The organism is Pseudomonas kitaguniensis (assembly GCF_009296165.1).
GTDB lineage: Bacteria > Pseudomonadota > Gammaproteobacteria > Pseudomonadales > Pseudomonadaceae > Aquipseudomonas > Aquipseudomonas kitaguniensis.
This window is the reverse complement of record NZ_VUAZ01000041.1, coordinates 49,911-70,420: the sequence shown is the minus strand read 5'-3', so window position 1 is coordinate 70,420 and position 20,510 is coordinate 49,911. Positions and strand designations below refer to the sequence as shown.

Annotated in this window: 20 protein-coding genes; 14 read left to right on the top strand and 6 right to left on the bottom strand. The window is 58.7% G+C overall.

Translation table 11 applies throughout. The features are described 5' to 3' along the window. Positions 1–31 precede the first annotated feature (31 nt). The 11 genes from F0169_RS08055 (at position 32) to F0169_RS08005 (ending at position 10,646) form a co-directional block, all read left to right on the top strand. Complete coding sequence (locus F0169_RS08055; RefSeq protein ID WP_152746199.1) at positions 32–949, top strand: ABC transporter permease; 918 nt, start codon at positions 32–34, stop codon at positions 947–949. A gap of 15 nt (positions 950–964) precedes the next feature. Next, positions 965–1,804 (top strand): ABC transporter ATP-binding protein, encoded by an 840-nt coding sequence (locus F0169_RS08050; RefSeq protein WP_122251360.1) that lies wholly within the window; start codon positions 965–967, stop codon positions 1,802–1,804. 10 nt (positions 1,805–1,814) lie between these two features. Continuing rightward, entirely contained in the window at positions 1,815–2,591 is a 777-nt protein-coding gene (locus tag F0169_RS08045) for an ABC transporter ATP-binding protein (RefSeq protein WP_152746198.1), read from the top strand. Between the two features lie 42 nt (positions 2,592–2,633). Then, positions 2,634–4,436 carry a glycoside hydrolase family 28 protein gene (locus F0169_RS08040; RefSeq protein ID WP_152746207.1) on the top strand — a complete coding sequence of 601 codons (1,803 nt, stop codon included), beginning with the start codon at positions 2,634–2,636 and terminating at the stop codon, positions 4,434–4,436. A 170-nt stretch (positions 4,437–4,606) separates the two neighbouring features. Next, on the top strand, positions 4,607–5,638 hold the full coding sequence (gene pstS, locus F0169_RS08035; protein WP_152746197.1) for a phosphate ABC transporter substrate-binding protein PstS: 1,032 nt from the start codon (positions 4,607–4,609) through the stop codon (positions 5,636–5,638). A gap of 75 nt (positions 5,639–5,713) precedes the next feature. Next, positions 5,714–6,679: a phosphate ABC transporter permease subunit PstC gene (gene pstC, locus F0169_RS08030; protein WP_152746196.1), complete on the top strand. Its 966-nt coding sequence runs from the start codon at positions 5,714–5,716 to the stop codon at positions 6,677–6,679. Then, a complete protein-coding gene (gene pstA, locus F0169_RS08025) occupies positions 6,679–7,593 on the top strand; it encodes a phosphate ABC transporter permease PstA (RefSeq protein WP_058411604.1) in 915 nt (304 codons plus the stop codon). Before pstC ends, pstA begins: the two co-directional genes overlap by 1 nt. 76 nt (positions 7,594–7,669) lie before the next feature. Next, on the top strand, positions 7,670–8,431 hold the full coding sequence (gene pstB, locus F0169_RS08020; protein ID WP_045058436.1) for a phosphate ABC transporter ATP-binding protein PstB: 762 nt from the start codon (positions 7,670–7,672) through the stop codon (positions 8,429–8,431). Positions 8,432–8,494: 63 nt separating this feature from the next. Continuing rightward, positions 8,495–9,193, top strand: coding sequence for a hypothetical protein (locus F0169_RS08015; RefSeq protein ID WP_058411603.1), 699 nt, complete (start codon positions 8,495–8,497; stop codon positions 9,191–9,193). Next, positions 9,193–9,807, top strand: coding sequence for a hypothetical protein (locus F0169_RS08010; protein WP_425274281.1), 615 nt, complete (start codon positions 9,193–9,195; stop codon positions 9,805–9,807). Before F0169_RS08015 ends, F0169_RS08010 begins: the two co-directional genes overlap by 1 nt. Positions 9,808–9,923: 116 nt before the next feature. After that, positions 9,924–10,646, top strand: a complete 723-nt coding sequence (locus F0169_RS08005; RefSeq protein ID WP_152746195.1) for a haloacid dehalogenase type II — start codon at positions 9,924–9,926, stop codon at positions 10,644–10,646. Between the two features lie 76 nt (positions 10,647–10,722). Here F0169_RS08005 and F0169_RS08000 read toward each other — a convergent pair whose 3' ends face one another. Beyond that, positions 10,723–11,853, bottom strand: coding sequence for a GGDEF domain-containing protein (locus tag F0169_RS08000; protein WP_152746194.1), 1,131 nt, complete (start codon positions 11,851–11,853; stop codon positions 10,723–10,725). Between the two features lie 249 nt (positions 11,854–12,102). Continuing rightward, entirely contained in the window at positions 12,103–12,654 is a 552-nt protein-coding gene (locus F0169_RS07995; protein WP_122251381.1) for a thioesterase family protein, read from the bottom strand. A 254-nt stretch (positions 12,655–12,908) separates the two neighbouring features. Here F0169_RS07995 and F0169_RS07990 point away from each other — a divergent pair, with 254 nt between their 5' ends. Next, positions 12,909–14,444, top strand: a complete 1,536-nt coding sequence (locus tag F0169_RS07990) for an aldehyde dehydrogenase family protein (RefSeq protein WP_152746193.1) — start codon at positions 12,909–12,911, stop codon at positions 14,442–14,444. A 9-nt stretch (positions 14,445–14,453) separates the two neighbouring features. Here F0169_RS07990 and F0169_RS07985 read toward each other — a convergent pair whose 3' ends face one another. The 4 genes from F0169_RS07985 to F0169_RS07970 form a co-directional block, all read right to left on the bottom strand. Then, positions 14,454–15,467 carry an AraC family transcriptional regulator gene (locus tag F0169_RS07985; protein ID WP_122251365.1) on the bottom strand — a complete coding sequence of 338 codons (1,014 nt, stop codon included), beginning with the start codon at positions 15,465–15,467 and terminating at the stop codon, positions 14,454–14,456. Between the two features lie 21 nt (positions 15,468–15,488). After that, the gene (locus tag F0169_RS07980; RefSeq protein WP_152746192.1) at positions 15,489–16,925 is read right to left on the bottom strand and encodes a coniferyl aldehyde dehydrogenase; all 1,437 of its coding nucleotides are present in this window, start codon (positions 16,923–16,925) and stop codon (positions 15,489–15,491) included. A 54-nt stretch (positions 16,926–16,979) separates the two neighbouring features. After that, positions 16,980–18,128 (bottom strand): amino acid deaminase/aldolase, encoded by a 1,149-nt coding sequence (locus F0169_RS07975; protein WP_341869087.1) that lies wholly within the window; start codon positions 18,126–18,128, stop codon positions 16,980–16,982. A 210-nt stretch (positions 18,129–18,338) separates the two neighbouring features. After that, complete coding sequence (locus tag F0169_RS07970) at positions 18,339–19,013, bottom strand: TetR/AcrR family transcriptional regulator (RefSeq protein ID WP_058411595.1); 675 nt, start codon at positions 19,011–19,013, stop codon at positions 18,339–18,341. A gap of 162 nt (positions 19,014–19,175) precedes the next feature. On the opposite strand from F0169_RS07970, the gene F0169_RS07965 reads away from it, so the two are divergent. Beyond that, positions 19,176–19,601 carry a DUF2147 domain-containing protein gene (locus F0169_RS07965; RefSeq protein WP_152746190.1) on the top strand — a complete coding sequence of 142 codons (426 nt, stop codon included), beginning with the start codon at positions 19,176–19,178 and terminating at the stop codon, positions 19,599–19,601. A gap of 27 nt (positions 19,602–19,628) precedes the next feature. Further along, entirely contained in the window at positions 19,629–20,510 is an 882-nt protein-coding gene (locus F0169_RS07960; RefSeq protein ID WP_152746189.1) for a TorF family putative porin, read from the top strand.

The following is a 20,510-nucleotide window of genomic DNA, read 5'->3' as shown; positions in this document are numbered from 1 at the left end:
GCAATCCTGATTTCACACAGAGAAGATGCTTATGAATGCCAATCTGTCTTCGATTGAATCCACGGCCAAGCGCCCGCTGGATCATTCCCCGGGTTCCAGCTTTGATGCCTTGTGCAAGAGCGGCCTGCGGATTTTGCGGCACCTGTTGCGCAACCCGATGACCTTGGCCGGCCTGCTGGTTGCGTTGCTGTTGGTGGTGGTGGCGACCTTTGCGCCCTGGATCGCCACGCATGATCCGGTCGCACAAAACCTTGCCAATGCGCTGCAGGCGCCGGGCGCCGCACACTGGTTCGGCACCGATGAATATGGCCGCGATATTTTCAGCCGGTTGGTCTACGGCTCGCGAATCACGCTCTACATCATCGCGCTGGTGACGGTGATCGTCGGCCCGATCGGGCTGTTTATCGGCACGGTGTCGGGCTACTTCGGCGGCGTTGTCGACACCGTGTTCATGCGCTTGACCGACATCTTCATTTCGTTTCCGAGCCTGGTGCTGGCGCTCGCGTTCATCGCCGCCCTGGGGCCTGGCCTGGAACACGCGGTGGTCGCCATTGCGTTGACCTCCTGGCCTCCGATTGCGCGGTTGGCGCGGGCCGAAACCTTGTCGCTGCGTAACGCCGACTTTGTGGTGGCGGTAGAGCTGCAAGGCGCGACGCCGGCGCGGATCATCCTGCGGCATATCGTGCCGATGTGCATGTCCTCGGTGATCATCCGCCTGACCATGAACATGGCCGGGATCATCCTCACCGCCGCCGCCCTGGGTTTTCTCGGGCTGGGCGCGCAGGCGCCGTTGCCGGAGTGGGGCGCGATGATTTCGACCGGCCGCCGCTACATGCTCGAATGCTGGTGGCTGGTGGCAGTACCGGGCGCGGCGATCATGTTGGTCAGCCTGGCCTTCAACCTGTTAGGCGATGGCCTGCGGGACATCCTTGATCCACGCAGCGAATAACCGGAGGAAGACCTTATGTCCGCGCTCAAATTAAATGTTGAAGGGCTTAACGTGCGCTTCGTCAGTGGCCAGAAAGAAACCCACGCCGTGCGCGACGTGTCGTTTACCCTGGGCCGCGAAAAACTCGCGATTGTCGGTGAGTCCGGCTCGGGCAAGTCTACCGTTGGGCGCAGCCTGCTCAAGCTGCACCCGCCGAGTGCCAAAATCACCGCCAAAAGCATGGCGTTTGGCGAGGTTGACCTGCTCTCGGCGAGTGAAAAGGCCATGCAAAAAATACGCGGCCAGCGCATTTCGATGATCATGCAAGACCCCAAGTACTCGCTGAACCCGGTGGTCAAGGTCGGCGATCAGATCGCCGAAGCCTACCTGGCCCACCACAAGGCCAGCCGCAGCGATGCGCGCGAGCGCGTTCTGCAGATGCTTGAGCAAGTGCACATCCGTGACCCCAAGCGCGTTTACAACCTGTACCCGCACGAGGTCTCGGGTGGCATGGGCCAGCGCATCATGATCGCGATGATGGTGATTACCCGCCCTGAAGTGATCATTGCCGACGAGCCCACGTCGGCGCTGGACGTGTCGGTGCGCCAGCAAGTGCTCAACGTGCTGGAAGAGTTGGTGGAGCAGCAGCAAATGGGCCTGATTTTTGTCAGCCACGACCTCAACTTGGTGCGTAACTACTGCGACCGCGTGCTGGTGATGTACGCAGGCAGGGTGGTCGAGTCGCTGGCCGCCTGCGACCTGCAATACGCCGAACACCCTTACACCCGTGGCCTCTTGGCCGCGCTGCCGAGTATGGATAACCGCCGCGTGCACTTGCCGGTGCTCAAGCGTGACCCCGTCTGGCTGACCCACTGAGGAATCAAGCATGCCCATGATCCAAGCACACGCCTTGAACCTGAGCTTCGGCACAGGCCTTGCCATCAACCAGGTGCTGCACGACGTCAGCCTGAGTGTTGCCGACGGCGAATCGTTCGGCCTGGTGGGCGAGTCCGGTTCCGGCAAGACCACCGTGCTGCGCTGCCTGGCCGGGCAATACCGGCACTGGAGCGGCGAGCTGAGCATTGCCGGCGCACCACTGCAGCAGAAGATTCCCAAGGAGCACTTTCGCAAGGTGCAAATGGTTTTTCAGGACCCGTACGGCTCGCTGCACCCACGGCACACCATCGACACCGCCTTGCGCGAGTCGCTGATTATTCACGGGGTAGGCGACAAGGACGACCGCATCAACGAGATGCTGCTGAAGGTTGGCCTGAACGACAGTTTTCGTTTTCGCTACCCGCACCAGTTGTCCGGCGGCCAGCGTCAGCGGGTGGCCATCGCCCGCGCGTTGATCCTTGAGCCACGCGTGCTGTTGCTCGATGAGCCGACCTCGGCGCTGGATGTGTCGGTGCAGGCCGAGATTCTCAACCTGCTGATGGACCTGCGACAGCGCGAGAAACTCACCTATTTGCTGGTCACGCATGACTTGGGGGTGGTCACGCACGTGTGCGACCGGGTGGCGGTGATGCAACACGGCAAAATCGTCGAGTTGCTCGACAGCCAGGCGCTGAGCCAGGACCTGGCCGAGCACGACTACACGCGCATGCTGGTACAGGCCAGCCGTGATTTCAGCCAGGAATCCGAGCGGCGCCGGGCGAGTTAAAAGGAGGTCGGTATGACCATTGGCACACACAAGGAGAACAACATGCCGCAAAAAAACAGGCCGCAAAGAAGATCGCCGCGTTGCGCGCTGGCCCTCGTCGCGCTCGCGTGCAGCCCGCTGTCGTGGGCACTGCAAGCACCGTCGAAGGTGCAGGTGCCGACGCTGGCGTTTGACGATCAGCAAATCATTCTGGTCTGGGAAAAACCCGCCGAGCATGCCGACATCAAGGACTACCGGGTGTACGCCAACGGCACGCTGCTGGGCAGCGCCAACGCCAACAACGACCAGGTTTCGCCCGCCAAACCCTACATCGACCAGTTCTACCGGCAAGACACCGCGAATTTCCATTACCGCGTCGGCATTCACAGCTACACCGCACAGGGCCTGAAGCCCGACACGGCCTACCGCTTTACCTTGCGTTCGGTGGATGGCAGCGGCAAAGAGTCGGCAGACAGCGCGCCAGTGCTGCAGCGCACCACACAATCGCCGGCACTGTTCGACGTAAAAACCTACGGCGCCAAGGGCGATGGCAACCACCTCGATACCCTGGCGATTCAGAGCGCGATTGATGCCTGCACCGTCGGCTGCAAGGTCTTGCTGCCCAAGGGCACCTACAAAAGCGGCGCGCTCTACCTCAAGAGCAACATGACCCTGGAGATTGCCGAAGGCGCGACCCTGCTCGGTTCCGAGCGTGCCGAAGATTACCCGCTGGCCGGTTACATTCAATATCCGTATTCGACCACGGTGCGTCCGGCCTCGCTGATCAATGCATTGCCGCGCGATCCGCGTCAGCACCAGACCTTCGAAAACATCCGCATCGTCGGCAAGGGCACTCTTGACGGTAACGGCTGGAAGCGTAAAGCCGATGCCGTGGATGAGCGTGGCCAGGCCTTGCCGGTGTATGTGGCGAGCGACAATACGCGCTATCTGCAAGACGGCATTCTGGCCAAGGCACAAGTGCAGCAAGCGGTGGCGCGCGGCATGAATGTCAAGGACGCCTACGGGCAAATGCGCTCGTCGCTGATCACTTTGCGCAACGTCAAAAACGTGTTTTACGGCGGTTTCACGGTGGTGAACCCGGCGTACCACGGCATCATGAACCTTGAGACCGAAAACGTGGTGCTGGCCAACACCCGGCACACAACCTACGACGCTAACAACGGCGATGGCATTGAGTTCGCCAACAGCAAAGGCGCGATGGTCTTTAATAACCTCTTCGATACCGGCGATGACTGCGTGAATTTTGCTGCGGGCACCGGCGCCGACGCGGTGCATCAGCCGGCGCAGGAACAGGCGTGGATCTTCAATAACTACTTCCGCAAGGGCCACGGCATGGTGGTTGCCGGCAGCCACACCGGCGCGTGGATCCAGAATATTCTGGCCGAAGACAACGTGTCTGATGGCACGGATGCTGGCTTGCGCATGAAAAGCACCAATTTTATGGGCGGCGGGGCGCGCAACGTGACGTTCCGCGACTCGGCCATTCGCAACACGGTCAAGCAGGCGTTCATCTTCACCCTGGACTACAACGACCCCAACGCCAAACTGGATTACCAGCGCTCGACGATTGCCGGGCAGTTCAAGGACATCCGCGTGAACAACGTCAGCGTCGAAAATGCCCACGGCAGTGCGATTGAGGTCAAGGGCGACAGCCTGCACAACGCCTACCACGAGGGCCTGGTTTTCGAGGATGTGCGTTTGCGTGGCGCTGCCGGTGCGCGTATCGACGGCTTGAAGGACTCACACTTCGAACGCGTGGTGTTCAGCCAGCAGGGCGCTGCCAACCCTTGGCAGATCAGCGGGAGTTCGGGGCTGAGCTTCAAGGACGTGCAACCCGCGCCGTAATCCGCCGATGGCAATGCCTTAGTCGCATTTTGTTACGAAGCAGTGACAGCGAAACGCGCTGCTGTGACGGCAAAACGGGACAAAAACAGGGGTTGCCATTCAATTTTCATAAAAACGTAACAAATCTACTGCAAGGTTCGGGAGCCCGTAATCACAAGGAGTTCCCTTTAATGAAAAGCTTGATGAAGTCTGCAGCACTCGCCGTCACAGTTTCTCTTTGTGCCTCCTCGCTGACTTTCGCAGCCGAGAGCGTCCGTCTGACAGGCTCCGGTGCCAGCTTTCCGGCACCGATCTACCTCACTTGGTTCAAGGATTTCAGCAAGAAAACCGCGGGTGTCACTGTGGACTATCAATCCAAGGGCAGCGGCGCGGGTGTACAGGACTTCCTCAACAAAACCGTCGATTTCGCCGCCAGTGACTCGGCAATGAAAGAAGAAGACATGGCCAAGGTGGCCGAAGGCGTGCAACTGCTGCCGATGACCGCGGGTGAAATCGTGCTGGCCTACAACCTGCCGGGCAACCCTAAAGGCTTGAAGCTGCCGCGTGACGTGTACTCGAACATCTTCCTGGGCAAGATTACCAAGTGGAACGACCCGCAGATCGTCGCCGCCAACCCTGACCTGAAACTCACCGATACGCCGATCACGGTTGTCGTGCGTGCCGACTCCAGCGGTACTACCGCGGTATTCACCAAGCACTTGGCAGCGATCAACGCCGAGTTCCAGTCGTCCTTGGGCGAGGGCAACACGGTTAACTGGCCAGCCAGTGACAAGTTCATCAAATCGCCGAAAAACGATGGCGTGACCGCCACCGTACGCCAGACCCCAGGCGCGATTGGCTACATCGAGTACGGTTTCGCCAAACTGGCCAAGGTTGATTTCGCCCAGTTGCAGAACAAAGCCGGTCATTACGTGGTACCCAACGCAGAAAGCGGTGCTGAAGCCCTGGCTGCGGTGAAGATGCCGGAAAGCCTGGTGGCGTGGCTGCCGGACCCGGACGGTACCAAGTCGTACCCGATCACTTCCTACACCTGGATGATCTTCCGCAAAGACAACGGCAACCCGGCCAAGGCCAAAGCCATGCGTGAAATGGTTGAGTACAGCCTGACCGAAGGGCAAAAAATCGCCGACTCGATGGGCTACATCCCACTGCCGCAATCGGTTGTCGATCAAGTTCGCAAAGCCTCCGCGAACATCAAGTAACACGCGTCAGGCCTTCCTCGGTGTGCGCGATCAGGCATGCCGGGGGAGTTTCCCCCCCCGTTCCGGAATTAGCCAATGAACCCACCTTTTGTCGTACCGGTTAACCCGGATTCTGCCTGCCGGCCACCCTCTACGAAGGATTTTCTGGTTGATCGCATCTTCCGTGCGCTTGCGCGAATCGGTGTGGTTCTAATTCTGGCGTTGGTCTTCGCCTTGGTGTTCGAGGTGGGACGCAAGGCCCTTCCAGGCATGGAAAAACACGGCTTTGATGTATTGTTCGGTAGCGTCTGGGACGTTAACCAGGGCAAGTACGGCATTCTGCCGGCCATTTGGGGCACGCTTTACAGCGCCCTGATCGCGTTGCTGATTGCAGGCTTTTTCGGCGTCAGCATGGCGATTTTTCTGACTCAGGATTTCCTGCCGGCAAAACTCGCAGCGGTGTTTCGCACCATCGTCGAGCTGCTCGCCGCCATCCCCAGCGTGGTGTATGGCTTGTGGGGCATTTACGTGGTGATCCCGGCGATTCGCCCGCTCACCGCGTGGTTGAACAGCGAACTGGGCTGGATACCTTTTTTCGGCACCTCCCTCAGCGGGCCGGGGCTGCTGCCGGCGGCGCTGGTACTGGCGATCATGATTCTGCCGACCATTGCCGCGGTTTCCCAGGACGCCCTGACGGGCGTACCGATGAAAACCAAGCAGGCCGCTTACGGCATGGGCACCACGCATTGGGAAGCGATTCTCAAGGTAATGGTGCCTTCTGCCGCCACCGGTATTTTCGGCTCGCTGGTGCTTGGCCTCGGCCGTGCGCTGGGCGAAACCATGGCGCTGGCCATGCTGGTGGGCAACGCGAACAATATTTCGCTTTCGCTGTTCGCCCCGGCCAACACGCTGGCAGCCTTGCTGGCGCTGAACTTCCCGGAAGCCGGACCGAATGAAATCGAAGTGTTGATGTACGCCGCGCTGGTGCTGATGTTCATCACGCTGCTGGTGAATGTCATCGGCTCCATGATTATGGTCTATGCCCAACGTGGGAATAAATGATGACTGACATCACGCCCTCCGCCAACAACCTGGCGTCGCCCGCAGGGGCTCTGCCCAGCCTGCAGCGCAAGTTCGAAGGCCGCGCCTTGCGCAGCCTGCTGCTGACCACGCTGGTATGGGCTGGCGCTGTACTCGCCAGCGTGCCGTTGATTTCCGTGCTGTACATGCTGATCACCCGCGGCGGGGCGCGCTTGAGCCTTGAGGTGTTCACCGAATTGCCACCGACCGGTTTCGAGACGGGCGGCGGCTTCGGCAACGCGATGGCCGGCACGTTCGTGATGGTCGGTATCGCCGCCGCTATCGCGGTTCCGGTCGGCATCATGGCCGCGATCTTCCTGGCTGAACTGGGGCCGGACAGCAAGCTGGGCAGCGCTGCACGCTTCGCCGCCAAGATGCTCACGGGCCTGCCTTCGATCCTCGCCGGCGTATTCGCCTATGCGCTGGTGGTGATGACCACCGGTACCTACTCGGCACCGGCGGGCGGCGTGGCACTCGCGGTATTGATGCTGCCCATCGTCGTGCTGACCGCTGAAGAGGCGATGCGCATGGTGCCCAAGGTCATGAAGGACGCAGCTTATGGCATGGGCTGCACGCGCTCGCAGGTGATCTGGAAGATCATCTTGCCGACCGGCATGCCGGCGATCCTCACCGGCGTGATGCTCGCCGTGGCACGCGCGGCGGGCGAAACCGCACCGTTGTTGTTTACCGCGCTGTTCAGCAACTACTGGATCTACCACGACGGCAGCCTGGCGGTGATGAACCCGACGGCATCGCTTGCGGTATTGATTTACAACTTTTCCGGCATGCCCTTCGACAATCAGCTTGAACTCGCCTGGGCGGCCTCGCTGGTGCTGGTGATGATTGTGCTGGTGGTGAACATTGTCAGCCGTATTTTCGGCAAGCCTAAGTATTAAAAACGGGAGCATCTGAATTTTGAACGTATCAACTGCGAAAATAGCCTCTCCGTTTGTTACTCAGTCGCCTGTGGTCATGGACTGCAAGCTCGACAAGATTTTTTATGGCAACTTCATGGCCGTGCGCGACAGCCATGTACCGATCGAAAAAAACAAGATCACTGGTTTTATCGGGCCTTCCGGCTGCGGCAAAAGTACCGTGCTGCGCAGCCTCAACCGCATGAACGACCTGGTGAAAGGGTTCCGCTTTGAAGGCCACGTGCATTTCCTCGGGCAGGACGTTTACGGCAAGGGCGTCGACCCGGTGGTCGTGCGTCGTTATATCGGCATGGTGTTTCAGCAGCCCAACCCATTCTCGATGAGCATTTTCGACAACGTCGCCTTCGGCCTGCGCCTCAACCGTTACAAGGGTGACCTCGGTGACCGCGTAAAACACGCCCTGCAAGGCGCGGCGCTGTGGGATGAGGTCAAGGACAAGCTCAAGGTCAGCGGCCTGTCGCTGTCCGGTGGGCAGCAGCAACGGCTGTGTATCGCCCGCGCCATCGCCACCGAGCCGGAAGTGCTGTTGCTTGATGAGCCGTGCTCGGCGCTCGACCCGATCGCCACCCGCCGTGTCGAAGAGCTGATGGTTGAGCTGAAGAAGGACTACACCATCGCCCTGGTGACCCACAATATGCAGCAGGCGATCCGTGTGGCGGACACCACCGCGTTTTTCTCGGTGGATATTTCCCAGGGCACACGCACCGGCTATCTGGTTGAAATGGGCCCGACCACGCAGATTTTCGGCAGCCCGCGCGAGCAAATGACCGAGGATTACATCAGCGGCAAGTTCAGCTAAGCCAAGGGGGGCTTAACGGCCCCCACCGGTTCACCTTTTACTCAGAGTTTCCTGGGAATGCCAATGCCTGCAACACGTCGTCTTGATCTGCCCGCGATAGAACGCGCACTGCGTAAGGTGCAAGGACGCTTTACCGAACTCAGCCAGCACTTTATCGAGCCGCGCGATCCGTTGACCGACGAGGTGCTGCACAATGTGCTTGAAGGCTATGCGCTGATTGACGATTATGTCGCTCGTGGCGTTGACCTGTTTGACCTTCAGCAACTGAACCTGATGCTCGAAATCAACGCCACCGTGCTTTGCGGCACGGACCCGGTGCGCAGGCAGGAATATGCTCAGCACCTGGCCGCCACCGAGCAGCACTTTTTCAACAACGTTGAGGGTGGCATCAAGGACCTGTACAACTGGTACTGCGCGTACCGCAGTGAGTCGGTCTGGAAGCGCGCTGCCGGCGTCTACGTCAGGATTCTCAGCAAGCCGCAATTGTTCATCGAAGGCAACAACCGCAGTGGTTCACTCATCGTCAGCTATTTGCTGATGCGTGCCGGGTTGCCGCCGTTTGTGCTCACGCTGGAAAACGCCGAGGGCTACTTCAACCCGTCCTCGGTCATACGCAACTCCGCCAAGCATGGGGTCAAGGCGTTGTACGAATTGCCCAAGATCAAGAAAAAATACGCAGCCTTCCTGGAAGAACAGGCGCCCGACCCGAAGAAGTTTTTCTTGGGCCAACCACCATCGCCTGTGTATCAGGGAGGCCATTGATGAGCCGGTACGCCACGCTCACCCAATGCCGAACCGCGCTCAGCCGCGCCTGGCAGGCGCTCTCGATGCCGGCGTTGCGCCGCCCACGCATCCGTATTTCGTTCGATATAGACGACACACTGGCCTGCCAGCTCCACCACTGCGCCGTTGAAAAAAGCTGGGTGCCAGCCTGTGTCCACCGTTGGCTGGGCGAACCATTGCGTATCGGTACACGCTCGCTGACCCGAGAGTTACGGCGCCAGGGTTGCAGTATCTGGGTCTACACCTCATCCGGTCGCACGCCGTCCTACATCCGCCGTTGGGTGTTGCTGTACGGCATTCGCGTCGACGGTGTGGTCAATAGCGTGCTGCACAGCCAAGCCTTGACGGTGCACGGCCTGTCGAACGCGCCGTCGAAATTCCCGCCGGCATTCGATATTGACTTGCACGTCGATGACTCCGAAGGCGTGCGCAGTGAAGGGCATGACCACGGCTTTCGTGTGGTGGTGGTGGACCCGCAAGATGTGCTCTGGGCGCAACGCGTGCTGGATGCGGTGGCTGAGGTTCAGGCGCAACTGGCGCGCCAGCAACCGCTCAGGCACAAGCGGCCTGTGCGGCAAGCCTCTATTGCTTGAGCCCTCGTCAGCCGCGAAACCTCAAGGGAGTGATCGGCGCATAATCGGCCGACAGAGCGCTGATTACCGCGTTTATCGGGGCAGTGTTCACGACCACGGACTTAAGAGGCGGCGAGATGGCAAAGCTCGAAGGGGTAGGTTTTCTGGGGTTTGACGTGTTCGGTACGGTGGTCGATTGGCGAAGCGGTGTTTCGCGAGCAGTCGCTCCCTTCCTGAAGCGTCACGAGCTGGACGTAGATCCACTGACGTTTGCAGATCAATGGCGCGGGCTGTACCAACCCGCCATGCAACGCGTCAGGTCTGGCGAGCGTCCCTTCGTAACGCTGGACGTGCTGAACCGGGAAAACCTTGAAACGGTCCTCTCCCGCCACGCTGCAGATTTTGGCCGAATCCCCGAGGCCGAACTGGTCGAACTCAACAAAGCCTGGGAGCGGCTGGACCCATGGCCTGACGCTGTAGCCGGGCTGACCCGATTGAAGCGCAAGTTCTCAATCGGGCCTCTGTCCAATGGGCACATCGCCTTGATGCTCAACCTTGCGAAGTTTGGCGGGTTGCCCTGGGACGTGATCGTCGGTGCAGAAGTCGCCGGAACCTACAAACCCCAGCCGCAAACCTACCTCAAATCTGCACAAGCTGTGGGCCTCGCACCTGAAGCGGTCGCTATGGTTGCCGCGCACAACTCAGACCTGGCTGCCGCACGTGCGCAGGGGTTCAAGTCGATCTTTATCGCGCGCCCCTTTGAGCATGGGCCGGGCCAGACATCAGACCTGGTCGCAGAGCAAGACTGGGATATTGTTGTCGACTCCCTCACCGAGGCCGCGGCTGCCTTGGGCTGTTAATCCGACTTTGCGGGTCGCGAAAAAAAATTTTGGCGGGCTTCTGGAACACTATTTTCAGGTAAAACAGTTCAAAGAGTTATCCAAACCGGTAACAGTTCTTGCCCGCAGATTTTGCGTTATACATTGCAATATCCGCTCTGGAGAGCATCTGCTCAACACTCCCTGGCTCAAAAGGCGAGATCTCGGTGATACCGATGCTGACACCCAATCCTTTGTAATTCGCGTTTTTACCCACGTAATCTTCCAGGGTTTGGATAATTCGCTCTGCAATAAGTGAAGCGGATAACTTGTCTATATCCGGCATCAACACGATAAATTCGTCGCCGCCCAGTCGCGCCACGGCATCATTTTTGCGCACCACATTACTGATCATTGCAGAGAAGCACACCAGTACTTTGTCGCCGGTGGCATGCCCGTTGGCATCATTGATTTTTTTGAACCCATCCAAATCCAGACACAGCAGGCAAAAACCACTCGCCACTTTGGCTTTCGAGCTGAGTAACGCCGTCATTACATTGAACATACCTAACCTGTTCAATACGCCCGTGAGTTTGTCGTGGGTGGCTGAATGCGTGCTCTGTGCTTCTGCAATATAGGCTTTGGTCAGGTTTGCATTGAGGTTGTTCAGCAGTACCCAGAGGCCAGTCAGGTACATGGGCGCTTGTAGAATCAGCACCCGCAACATCGGTTCTGGTTGGAACAACGTGGCCAGTTTCATCGGTATATCCGTGAACAGGATCTGCGTAAATGCGTAGCGGGGTATGCCTTGGTTTCGCATGGCAATCGCGCCATTCATGCTGACTGCCGATGTGCATGCCAGAACTTGGAGTACCGGGTCCTGACTGATAATGCAGCCCGCTGTGCCAATGCCTATTTCGGCCGCCCAGATCAAACCGAAGAGCAGGGAAAGGTCGGTCGCGTAGCGGCGCATGGACTTGCCACTGGCAATAAACCTGCGCAGCAGGAACCAGCGGATGATCCAAATCAGCATGTCGGCGATTAACCAACAGATGAAAAACAACGTTGGGTGAAGTATGACTGCAACGCTGCACACAAGCAGTGTATTCATCCCCGCCGCGACCAGGGCGGCACGAGAGGAAAAGGGGTCTTTGAGTAGCTTTAAGCGGATGTCCCGATCCAGGTTTTCGTTGTCTTTAACAAACCAGCGAATCAACGGTGTACTGGGGAAAGAGTGAAGGTTAGGCATAATACGAGTCCGCCATAAAGCCCATTCCGCTGTTATTTTAAGGGGTTCGCCTGCGCTACGGTCGAGCCTCTTATGTTCTGCCTGTCGTGGTACTCCTCAACACGTTGAAAAAGTTGCACTCGATCATCCGATCAAGTCTGTGAACATAGAGCCACAGAGCAAAAAAAACGTCCAACGACGCAACGGCCAATCCGACCAGTGGTGGCAATTTGCCATTTAGGGTTTTTGTTGATGGCGCGCAGGCCTGGATTACCGATCATTGGTGCTTTCTTCATCTCTGAGTTGGCGGCTCATGGCGTCGCAGCTCTGCGACCACGACATCAGCCATTTCGGCATCTCTGGTGACTGTGCGGGCAGTCCCAGTTCTCGAACAAATTCGCTTGGCGCGATAACACCTTTCTGTGAACGAAACAGACCTCGCATCATGACAATGCCGATCACTCTGCCTTTGCTCACAAACCGATGCTCCATGAAGCTCCACTTGTCGTCCCAGCCAAGCATCCTTGTGTGGATTTCAAAAGCTTCAAACAGTCTGAGCTCACGCCGAAATTTACCCCAAGTGTCTCCGACGATGGGCAGCGCCTTTGCTTTGATAGCTACTCGATAGGCGCCACTGCGCAAAACGAAGTCCATGCGTCCCACATCCGCCAATGTGAAATATCGGCCGTTGGTGACGTGTCGATTGAAGTCCAGATCCAATGGCCATACGCGCATGCGGATGACGGTCGATTCGAGTGCTTTTGCCGGTTTGCGCCACGGTCGACGCAGCAGCATGAGGAGAAGCCGAAACCAGAGATTCATAACGACGCCGATGATTGAATAGTTGGCGTACTTTAAAGTGCTGAGGGCTGAGCCAGGTAGGTCCGTAAATGACTCAATGCTGCACAAAAGTGCATTCCGATCACTAATTTCATGGTTTAGGGTTTTCTCGCGGGGCTCGCAGGTGGCTATCGCGATATAGCCGGTTTGAACCCTTTTTCGTCCGTATCAACCCTGCCTCAGTGCCCGACAGCCCGTTATCGTGGCGGCTGGCCGATGATCCCGAGGAGCGTTGAATGACCCACCCTAATGAATTCGAATCCCGCCCGCACGACACTGTGCTGTCATATGAGGCTGAGATTTCCCGGGTCGCATTCGAAAATGCCCGCACGGCCTTGCGTACTCATTCACAACTGTCGATCCAGGCGCGTCTGGCCGAGTTGTGCAAGCTCAAACACGCGATTCTGGCTCACCGCTCAATGATCATCGCGCGGGTGATGCACGAGGTTGGCAAATGTCGAACAGATGCCTTGATCGCGGAAATCCTTGGCACCCTCGATTGGCTCAATTGGTTGGAGAATAATGCCCAACAGCTGCTGAAACCTGAAAAGGTCAAGACGCCAATTACATTGTTGGGCAAGCAATCGTTGCTGCTGCATGAACCCTTGGGTGTGGTGCTGATCATCTGTCCCTGGAACTACCCGTTCCATAACGCGATTACTGGTATTGCAGCAGCGATTGCAACGGGCAATGCGGTGGTCTACAAACCCTCCGAACATGCCCCCTGCGAAGGCCTGGTCGAACAGGTCCTTGCATGCTCTCCGATACTCCAGGCCCTGGTCCAGGTGGTGTACGGCAACGGCAGCCTGGGCTCGGCGTTGATCGACCAACAGCCGGCGAAGATCTTTTTTACCGGCAGCGGCCCCACCGGCAGCAAGATCATGGCCCAGGCCAGTCGCGAGTTGATCCCCGTTGAGCTGGAGCTGGGCGGTAAAGATCCGATGATTGTGTTTGCCGACGCGCCAATAGCGCGTTCGGTGGCGGGTGCGTTGTGGGGCGGTTTCACGAATGCCGGGCAATCCTGCAGTGGTGTGGAGCGTTTATTGGTAGAACACAGCGTGCTGGATCGTTTCGTCGACAGTCTGGTGCAGGCGGCGGAAAACGTCGTAGTACGCTGTGGCGATAACGGCGACGCCGACGTCGGGCGTATGACCGTCGGCTTTCAGCGCGACAAGGTCATCGAACATGTTCAAGACGCTCTGGAGCGCGGTGCCCGCCTGCGATTCGGTGTCATACCCGATGCGAATTCCCTGACAGTGCGGCCAATCATTCTGGACCGTGTCACGTCGGACATGCGGGTCTGGAACGAGGAAACGTTCGGGCCCGTACTGCCGATCATGGCGTTTACCAGCGAAGCCCACGCCATCGAGTTGGCCAACGACACCCATTACGGCCTGTGCGCCAGTGTGTTCAGTGCTGATGCGCAGCGCGCGCTGCGGGTGGCTGGTGCACTTGAGGTCGGTGGTGTTTCGATCAACAACGTCAACATGAGCGAAGGCAACCCAGGCCTGCCGTTCGGTGGGGCGAAGAAAAGTGGATTCGGAAAACTGCGTGGGCCGGAAGGGTTGCTGGGGTTCACTCGCAGTAAAGCCATACTGATCGACAAGGCCGGAAGCAAGATCGAAGCCAATTGGTACCCCTACACACCGCGCAAATTCCAACTGTTCGAACGCTTCATCCAGGCGCTGTATGGGCCGCGGCGTTTGCGCCTGCTGGCAATCGCCTGGCATGGCTTCAGGCTTGAAGCCTTCAGCCAAAAGCCGCGTGACTAATTGAAATGTTCAAGCGCGCGTTTGCCGTGGACCCTGCCCGGTCCAGCGCTTGAACGCCTTGCGGAAGTTCTGCGCGTCGCTGAAACCCACCTCGTAGGCAACCTCATCCAGGGTCATGCGCACATTGCCCAGCAGCGCCAAGGCCCGTTGTTTGCGCAGGTCATCCAGGATGGCCTGATAGGACATGTCGTTCTGGGCGAGGCGGCGGCGCAAAGTTCGCTCGCTCATACACAGTTGTGAGGCAACTGCTGACAGGCTGACAGGCGTACGTAGATCACGACGCAGAATGCGCTCGACGGACTCGATGAACTCAAGTTCACCGCCTCGATCAGCACTCATCTCCAGTAGCTCAACGACTTGTCGATTGCTCAGCGCATCGTGGGTGCCGATGGGGGTATTCGCCCAGTGATTGGCGCAGACAAATAGATTGTCCTTGCGATCAAAGTGCACCGGGCATCTAAACAAGTGTTCATAGTGATCGGCGTAGGCGGGCCTTGGGTAACTCAGTTCGATCGACGATGGGCTGAACATCGGGCCCGCCAGCGCGCGGGCGATATTCAGCAGCATCCCGAAGGCTTCTTCAACGAGAAAGGTCAGAATGTCGGGCTCATGAAATGGGCAAGTGACTTGGAGCGTGATATGCCCAGGGGATTGGAGGTGCTCAAAGCTCAACAGCGCGCCGGTCTGCTTCTGCAGGTCGATGCCCAGGGCTATCGCACTGCCGAGGGTGGCGCTGGTCAGCATGGCGTAACCTACCAGGCCCATGGAGGTGATGGACTCAGTCGCGCTCATGTCCAGACCCAGCCCTCGGTCGCGGCCGTTAGTCATCTCCAGGGCGCGTTTGATCATCAGGCAGGCTTGACGAATCGAGACCCGGCTTTGCGGGTTGGCCAGGTCTGCGACATTGAAACCCAGCCCCAAGCACAGCCGGCTGGGGTCCAGGCCTAATTGCGCAATGAGATCCGCCAGGCTGCGCAGCAGGTTGACCGGTAAATCCGCGGTGTGCCATAGGGGGGCAAGCATGCAGTGCTCCTCGTTGTGCGCCTACTTGCCCAGCATCAGGCGGACCACCAGGCGGGTCAGCCGCCCATAGGGTGCCGAGACCTTGTCAGACATATTGAAGGGGCTTAGCTTGAATACGCCCCGTGCATGGGACAGGCGCACGAACCCTTCATAGCCATGATAGGCGCCTGTGCCGCTTTCACCGACGCCGCCGAAGGGAAGGTCGTCCTGGGTGGCATGCAGCATGGTGCCATTGATGGTCACACCGCCTGAACGAGTTTGCTGCACCACATGCGCGATGCTGGTTCGATCATTGGAGAAGCAATACAGCGCCAACGGTTTGGGTCGCGCATTGATGAAGGCGAGCGCCTCGTCGAGTGTGTCATAGGCGATTACCGGCAACAGTGGGCCAAAAATTTCCTCGCGCATGATATCGGTGTTCAAGGGCACGTCGGTCAGCAAGGTTGGGGGGACTTTGCGCTCGGTGGTCCGGTCGAACGCCTTATCCTGCCACACCTTGGCCCCGGCCACGATGGCCTGATCGACCAGATACAACAGGCGTTCGTAGTGACGCCGCGAGATAATCGAGGTGTAGTCTTTATTGCCGTCAATGGTGGGATACAGCTGCTTGGCCGCCGCCACCCATTCGGTGGCAAAGTGCTCGACCAAATGGCGCGGCACCAGCACATAGTCGGGGGCGACGCAGGTTTGACCGGCGTTGAATAGCTTGCCGATGGCGATCATCCGCGCGGCTTTCTTCAGTGGGAAATCCGCAGTGAGTACCACTGGCGATTTGCCTCCCAATTCCAAGGTCACCGGGGTCAGGTTGCGCGCCGCAGCCGCCATTACCAGACGCCCGACCTGTGTAGAACCGGTAAACAACAAGTGATCAAACGGTAGTTCGCTGAAGCGGCTGGCCACTTGCGCGTCGCCGATGACCACACTGACGTGGTCGGCGGGAAAGGTTTGGGCCAGCAAGTATTGCAGCAACAGGGCGGTACGCGGCGTCAGTTCCGATGGTTTGATCATCACCCGATTACCCGCCGCCAACGCTTCCACCAGCGGTGCAAGGGTCAGTGTCAGCGGGTAATTCCACGGCGCCAGAATGCCGACTACGCCCAGGGGTTGGTAGATCACCCGTGCCGTGGCGGGCTTGAAGGCAATGCCCACTTTGCGTTTGCTGGGGCGCATCCAGGCTTTGAGGTGCGAGCGAATATGCTTGATGCCGTTGACGATGGGCATCAGCTCACTGAGTTGGGTCTCGGCGAACGAACGGTTGCCGAAATCCGCACACACCGCTTCCAGCAGTTCGTCGTGGTGATCGCTGACCAGGCGCAACACGGCGTCCAGCGCAGCGATACGCTGCTCGTAGGTGGGGGCTCCCTGGGCATACACGGCGGCTTGTTGGGCCGTGAACAGTTCACTGAGTAACGGCACGGGCTCAAGCGAAGAGGGCAGGTTGCTGAGAGGCTGATTCATGACGTTATCCTTGAGCAAAGTGCAGGAAGAGGAGTGGTGAGAACGCGTGCGCCATCAGGAGAAGTTTTTGCCCTCGCCGCGGTAAGTCGGTACACGGTCCACCACGCGCCCGTTGCTGATGACCAACAGTTCATCGAAACGCTCACACAGTTCGCCCGCTTTGGCGTGACGAAACAGTACCGGGTCACCGATGTTCAACGCTTGCGCCAGGGTATGCAGCAGTGGGGTCTGTACTTCGCCGGCGGCTTCGTTGTCGATCAAGCGGCAGCCGCTGGGCAGCCAGGGCCGGGGCAATCGGTCCTTACCCGCCGGCCCGGAGGCGATGTAACCGCCGCCTGAGCACACCATCACGCCGGGAGCCTGGGTGCGTGTCACCGGCAAGGCAAAACCGGCGGCGGGCGTCAGTTCGAAGGCTTGGTAATGGTCGAACAAGGTCGGTGCGTACAGGCCTGATCCGGCAGCCAACTCGGTAACCGAAGGGTCGAGTCGGGTGCTTTCAAAACTGCCCGTGCCGCCGCCGTTCACGAACTGCAGCGTATGGCCGGCCTTACGCAATGCCTGCACGACCTGCTCACGGCGTTTATTGACTTCGGCAATGGAGCGGCGCTTGAGAAAACGGATGATTGCATTCTTGACGGCTTGGCCTGGCACAGCGTCCATCAACCCGGCAATTTGCCCTTCATAGCCCATCAGCCCCCGCAGTACGACGCCCTGGCACGAGGCGATATTGGCGGCCAGCCGGAGCGCAGTCCCCACGTCATTGATCGGCGAACGGTGCACGCCAAAGTACAGCCCCGGAAAAGCCGATGACATATCCAGATCAATCGCCAACGGCATGACCACACCTTCTGTCACGGCTATCTCGTTGATCGCCTGCACCTGGGCCCGGTTATCGACCATCAAGGTAATCGAGCGTCCGCGGCGCAATTGGCAGGCGACTTTTACCAGACTGCGCTCATCGACCGTCGGGTAAGCCACGACGATGTCGTCAAACCCCAAGCCGGCCAGCCAGGCGGCCTCGGCGGCGGAGTAGCACAGCAGGCCCTGCATAAATGGCCCCGCGGCCATGATCGTGCGAATCATCTCCACCGAGCGTATGGATTTGGTCACCAACCGCACGGGCAAGCCCCCGGCGCGTTTGCCCAGGCGCTGCAGGTTTACGATGAGTGCCTCCAGATCGATGAAGGCGGCGGGTAGCTGCACCCCAGCCAGCGCCTGATGGAAATGGGCGTAATTGCGAACAGGGGGCGGCGGGGGATTTTCGACACGGCGCATGAAGGACCCAATGAGTTCAGCGGTAAGTGAGGTGACGCGTGGTCTCGCTGCTGAGAGGGTAAAGGGCACATGGCTGCTGTTGAAGGTGCGATCCGGCCGGGCAACGGGTCCGCACCGGCCATGTTCGCTCCTCTCTCTTTACACGTTTGGAGCCGGGGTCAACCGGTCCAGATGACTGATAATCATCGAGGCAACCATGGCACACACGCTCTTGGGGTCCAGGGACTCATCAAACAACAACTCGATCGTTGCGTGGATCATCTCTACCGCCACCCTGGCGGCGGTGGCGAGTTGCTGTGGATCTGCCTGCGGGAACACCTGCGCGAGGATTTCTGCCTGTGCGCTTGAGACCTGCCGGTGGGAGTCGATCCTCACATGCTCCAGCGCCGGTACCGCGCGCAGTCCCTTGAGAATCCACATACCGCCCAAGGTGGCGTCGGTGACCCGGTAGGTTTCCAGGATCAGTTCGGCCAGCGCCGATTCCAGATCCTCGGGCGGGCCGGACAACAATTGCGGGGTAATCCAGTGGTCGATCAGGCCGTTCTGTTTTTCAAGCAGGCGCTCACCCAGCACGCTCAGTAGCGCGTATTTATTCGGAAAGTAGCGGTACAACGCAGGCGGCGTCAGCCCTGCACATTCGCAAACCAGGTTGGTGGACAGACGTTCGATTCCCACATCACACAGGGTCTGCGCGGTCGCGACCAGGATCCGCTCGTAGGTCTCGGTGCTGCGCTGCTGTGCAGGCGATTTCTTTTGGTCTTGCGTTTTCCCGGCGGTAACGACGCGGGCGCTGGCAGTGTTGGGCTTGGCCATAGGCACCTAGCAAAGAAAGGTTGAAGAATCAGCTTATCAAGATGAAAAAAAATGTTGCTGAGCTTAGAAATGGTAGTTATAACTATCGTGTAGCGATGACTATCATAACCGATGCGTCGCTAGTGTGACGGTCTCTTAAAACAAAAAATACAGGTGATGACTATGAACGCTCGGCAATGGCTGTTCCTTTCACTGGCACTGGCGTGCTCTTCCATCGGTTATGCGGCGGCGGGTCCACAGGAAGCCAAAGGCCTATGGCTTACCTCGGAAAAGGATGCGGTGGTCAAAGTCGACGATTGCGTCGATAAACCCGGCGCGCTGTGTGGAAAGGTGGTCTGGGTCAAGGACATGGCCTCCACCACCAGCGATTGCGGCGTACAGATCATGCAACTGGATCGTTTCGACCAGGAAGCATGGCGCGATGGTTGGGTGTTTGATCCCCGCGATCATAAAAAATACAAAGGCGTTGTTCGCGTCAAAGAGGGTCTCCTCAATGTCCGGGCTTTTGTCGGTACCGAGATACTCGGCAAGACAGAGCAATTGGAACGTATTGCCTCACTGCCTCCTGCACCGGTTTGCACTTTGTAAATCCGACCTTTCTTGTAGGAGCGCCTCATGCGTGCAACGACACACCATTGTCTGATGGCTGCTTTGCTGTGGCCTATCGTCAGCCCGTCCTTGGCATTCGCCGACGAAATGGCCAGCTATGCCATTGATGTCACAGCCAAGGCTGTATCCGATGTCAGGACCCGGGGCGTTTCGGATTCGTTAAACCATCCCGGCGCCCGGGTCACCGTTCAGGTTGCCCATGAAAGTGGCCTGGTCGCGCTTGCCGAGTTCACCACCGTCAGCAAAAAACAATTCATTGATGGCGACGGAGTGGGCGTTTTACTGGCGAGTGGTTATCGGTTCGGCGATCCGGAGGCATGGCATTACGGCCTGGGCGTGGCCGCGGAAATGTTCCCCGGCGCACAGTTCAAGGCGCCGAACAAATTTGACTTTGAAACCTTCACCCCCACCGATGAGCGCACGACCAACTACAACAGCCAGTTCGCGGTGTTGGAAATTGGCTACGGTGCGTTGGAAGGTCGAGTCGCTCGGGTGCTGTCCAAAACCTACCGTGGTGCCAACACCGGCGGTGTGTGCGGCGCCCAGTTGCAGTTTCGTGACGATCCCACGAAGGGCCTGGAATGCTACGCCAAGGGCGACCGTAACTCCCGTGGCAGCATGCTCTATGACCTGGACTACAAATATGCGCTGGGGATGAACACCACGCTGAAGCTGCACGCTGGTTACCAGCAACTCGTCAATTTTTCCGAGGCGGATGCGGCCGACTATGACATCGGCCTGAGCCACCGCTGGTTGGGATTCGACTGGGGCATCGACTGGATAGCGGTCAAGACCAAGGCGCGTGAACTGTACATGGTCGAGGACGATGGGCATGTGCGTGCCACGGATGACAACCGTTGGGTCGCATCGATTTCGCGTACTTTTTGA

What these genes read in the sequence shown, in the direction of transcription:
- F0169_RS07960 (WP_152746189.1), top strand. Translation starts at nt 19,629, where the DNA reads ATGCGTGCAACGACACACCATTGTCTGATGGCTGCTTTGCTGTGGCCT.
- F0169_RS08050 (WP_122251360.1), top strand. Translation starts at nt 965, where the DNA reads ATGTCCGCGCTCAAATTAAATGTTGAAGGGCTTAACGTGCGCTTCGTC.
- F0169_RS08005 (WP_152746195.1), top strand. Translation starts at nt 9,924, where the DNA reads ATGGCAAAGCTCGAAGGGGTAGGTTTTCTGGGGTTTGACGTGTTCGGT.
- F0169_RS08045 (WP_152746198.1), top strand. Translation starts at nt 1,815, where the DNA reads ATGCCCATGATCCAAGCACACGCCTTGAACCTGAGCTTCGGCACAGGC.
- F0169_RS07985 (WP_122251365.1), bottom strand. Translation starts at nt 15,467, where the DNA reads ATGCTTGCCCCCCTATGGCACACCGCGGATTTACCGGTCAACCTGCTG.
- F0169_RS08040 (WP_152746207.1), top strand. Translation starts at nt 2,634, where the DNA reads ATGCCGCAAAAAAACAGGCCGCAAAGAAGATCGCCGCGTTGCGCGCTG.
- pstC (WP_152746196.1), top strand. Translation starts at nt 5,714, where the DNA reads ATGAACCCACCTTTTGTCGTACCGGTTAACCCGGATTCTGCCTGCCGG.
- F0169_RS07970 (WP_058411595.1), bottom strand. Translation starts at nt 19,013, where the DNA reads ATGGCCAAGCCCAACACTGCCAGCGCCCGCGTCGTTACCGCCGGGAAA.
- F0169_RS07990 (WP_152746193.1), top strand. Translation starts at nt 12,909, where the DNA reads ATGACCCACCCTAATGAATTCGAATCCCGCCCGCACGACACTGTGCTG.
- F0169_RS08015 (WP_058411603.1), top strand. Translation starts at nt 8,495, where the DNA reads ATGCCTGCAACACGTCGTCTTGATCTGCCCGCGATAGAACGCGCACTG.
- F0169_RS07980 (WP_152746192.1), bottom strand. Translation starts at nt 16,925, where the DNA reads ATGAATCAGCCTCTCAGCAACCTGCCCTCTTCGCTTGAGCCCGTGCCG.
- F0169_RS08055 (WP_152746199.1), top strand. Translation starts at nt 32, where the DNA reads ATGAATGCCAATCTGTCTTCGATTGAATCCACGGCCAAGCGCCCGCTG.
- pstS (WP_152746197.1), top strand. Translation starts at nt 4,607, where the DNA reads ATGAAAAGCTTGATGAAGTCTGCAGCACTCGCCGTCACAGTTTCTCTT.
- pstA (WP_058411604.1), top strand. Translation starts at nt 6,679, where the DNA reads ATGACTGACATCACGCCCTCCGCCAACAACCTGGCGTCGCCCGCAGGG.
- F0169_RS08000 (WP_152746194.1), bottom strand. Translation starts at nt 11,853, where the DNA reads ATGCCTAACCTTCACTCTTTCCCCAGTACACCGTTGATTCGCTGGTTT.
- F0169_RS08010 (WP_425274281.1), top strand. Translation starts at nt 9,193, where the DNA reads ATGAGCCGGTACGCCACGCTCACCCAATGCCGAACCGCGCTCAGCCGC.
- F0169_RS07965 (WP_152746190.1), top strand. Translation starts at nt 19,176, where the DNA reads ATGAACGCTCGGCAATGGCTGTTCCTTTCACTGGCACTGGCGTGCTCT.
- pstB (WP_045058436.1), top strand. Translation starts at nt 7,670, where the DNA reads ATGGACTGCAAGCTCGACAAGATTTTTTATGGCAACTTCATGGCCGTG.
- F0169_RS07995 (WP_122251381.1), bottom strand. Translation starts at nt 12,654, where the DNA reads ATGAATCTCTGGTTTCGGCTTCTCCTCATGCTGCTGCGTCGACCGTGG.